Origin of the sequence: Mesorhizobium sp. M7A.F.Ca.US.010.02.1.1 (genome assembly GCF_004023085.1) — a bacterium.
Taxonomy (GTDB): domain Bacteria; phylum Pseudomonadota; class Alphaproteobacteria; order Rhizobiales; family Rhizobiaceae; genus Mesorhizobium.
The window spans coordinates 51577-54076 of record NZ_RZRV01000018.1; the positions used below are offsets into that span (position 1 = coordinate 51577).

At 56.3% G+C, this 2500-nt stretch carries 1 tRNA gene and 2 rRNA genes (1 of these 3 cut by a window edge); all 3 read right to left on the bottom strand.

Annotated elements, in window-relative coordinates:
• Nucleotides 1–917 precede the first annotated feature (917 nt).
• Nucleotides 918–994: transfer RNA gene (locus EOA19_RS19625), tRNA-Met, on the bottom strand.
• Between the two features lie 226 nt (nt 995–1220).
• Nucleotides 1221–1335, bottom strand: a 5S ribosomal RNA gene (gene rrf / locus EOA19_RS19630).
• A gap of 273 nt (nt 1336–1608) precedes the next feature.
• Nucleotides 1609–2500, bottom strand: a 23S ribosomal RNA gene (locus EOA19_RS19635) (it continues 1930 nt past the right edge of the window).

Consider the following 2500-nt stretch of genomic DNA (forward strand, 5'->3'; position numbering starts at 1 on the left):
ATGGGAGTGATCCCGAACCTGGATAGATGTCAGCTATTAGCAAAATTGGCTGATTCGACCATGCCACGCCTTGCGCCACTCATCCCCAGAGAATCACCCTTCACTTGATTCGACTTGATCGAGGCGTCGCTTCAACGCCCCGGGCCGTTCGGCCAACGGCACTTGCGGCTATTGCGGCGTGACACACCCAACGGCCGGCGCGATCGAGAATCCACATGCAGGTCGATTCGCGGTCCTCAGTCATTGTCATGGCCGAGGGTGGCCACAAAAGCCGGCTGAATAGAACGCCACCCCGACCCAATTCATTTCGTATTTGATTGCAAGTCATCACCGACATCACTGACCGATGCCTGACAAGAGGATCGGATGCTTCGTCTTTTTTGCCTCCGATTCGGTTGATCCGGTCATGGCGGCGGCTGGGCACTTCACTGCCAGTCCCCCTAAACGCAAACGGCCCGCGGCTGCGGGCTGTTTTGAATTAGGTTTTGTCGAGAGGCTTGTTTTGTTGTCGTAGCTTGTCGGCTGAGGCCTCTTTGTGCGCCGAGGAGTGCCGCGCTTGCAGGCACCATTGTCCCCCGAATGCGAACGGCCCGCTGGCTGGTGCCTGGGGGACTGTTGTTTGGTGCAGATTGGTTTGCGGGGGACGGGATTGGGTTTTTTGTCCCGCAGCTTGGGCTTCGCCTTGTTGCGGGCGCCTGATCCGGGGCAATCGATGGCCAGCCCAGCCGAACATCAAAACGGCCCGCGGGCTTTGTGCCAGGCGGGCCGTTTACCGCAGATTGGTTGCGGGGACAGGATTGAGTTTTCTGTCCGGCGGCGTCGGCTCCGCTTGCTTGCGGGCGCCTGATGACAGGTTAACTCGCCGGCACCACGGCAAAATACAAAAGAGCCCGCACGAGGGCGGGCTCTTTTGTATTTGGTTGCGGGGACAGGATTTGAACCTGTGACCTTCAGGTTATGAGCCTGACGAGCTACCGGGCTGCTCCACCCCGCGTCAACCCTAAGCAAGCGTTTGCTTGCGTTTCTAAGCAAGCGTTTGCTTGCGTTTCCAGGCAAGCGCTTGCTTGCTTTTTTTGTGTAAGCCGAGGCCTACAGATAGGTATATGGCTGACCAAATGAAAGGGCCGCTTACGCGGCCCGTGATCCCTTGGCGGGCCATTTCATAAAGAGAAGATTTCTCTCACATCCGATTGGATGTGAGTTCAACGTGCGTTTGGCAGACCTGGCAGCGACCTACTCTCCCGCGTCTTGAAACGAAGTACCATCAGCGCTGGAGCGTTTCACGGCCGAGTTCGGAATGGGATCGGGTGCAGCCGCTCCGCCATAACCACCAGGTCGGCAAAACGCACGTTGTTCGAGAAGCTTTTTTGAGCGAATAGCCAATAGTGAGTAGCGAATAGGGACCCTATTTGCTGCTTTCTCTGAGCTGTTCGCTGGTCTTTTTTGTGCCTTTACAGTTCTTTTGGTCCTGGCGCCTTTCGAAGCGAAGCTTCGCAAGGTCGACCGACCGTCGGCGCTGATGCGCCGCACCCACGTAGCGCCGCCCGCAGGGCGGAACAAGCGTGAGTGAGAACATCTGACTTTGTCAGATGAGCATAAGGAATGAGAACGATCAAGCCGATCGAACTATTAGTACCGGTAAGCTTCAAGCGTTGCCGCTCTTCCACACCCGGCCTATCAACGTGGTCGTCTTCCACGGTTCTCAGGGAATACTCGTTTTAAGGTGGGTTTCCCGCTTAGATGCCTTCAGCGGTTATCCCGTCCGGATATAGCTACCCTGCTATGCGGCTGGCGCCACAACAGGTCCACCAGAGATCCGTCCATCCCGGTCCTCTCGTACTAGGGACAGATCCTTTCAATATTCCTACACCCACGGCAGATAGGGACCGAACTGTCTCACGACGTTCTGAACCCAACTCACGTACCGCTTTAAATGGCGAACAGCCATACCCTTGGGACCTGCTCCAGCCCCAGGATGCGATGAGTCGACATCGAGGTGCCAAACAACCCCGTCGATATGGACTCTTGGGGGTCATCAGCCTGTTATCCCCGGCGTACCTTTTATCCGTTGAGCGATGGCCCTTCCACGCGGGACCACCGGATCACTATGACCGACTTTCGTCTCTGCTCGACTTGTCAGTCTCGCAGTCAGGCAGGCTTATGCCATTGCACTCAGCGAACGATTTCCGACCGTTCTGAGCCCACCATCGCGCGCCTCCGTTACTCTTTAGGAGGCGACCGCCCCAGTCAAACTACCCACCATACATTGTCCCGGACCCGGATAACGGGCCGCGGTTAGACATCCATAGTAATAAGGGTGGTATTTCAAGGGTGGCTCCACCTGAGCTGGCGCCCAGGTTTCAAAGCCTACCACCTATCCTACACATGCCACTACGAATGCCAATGTAAAGCTATAGTAAAGGTGCACGGGGTCTTTCCGTCTAACCGCAGGAACCCCGCATCTTCACGGGGAATTCAATTTCACTGAGTCTATGCTGGA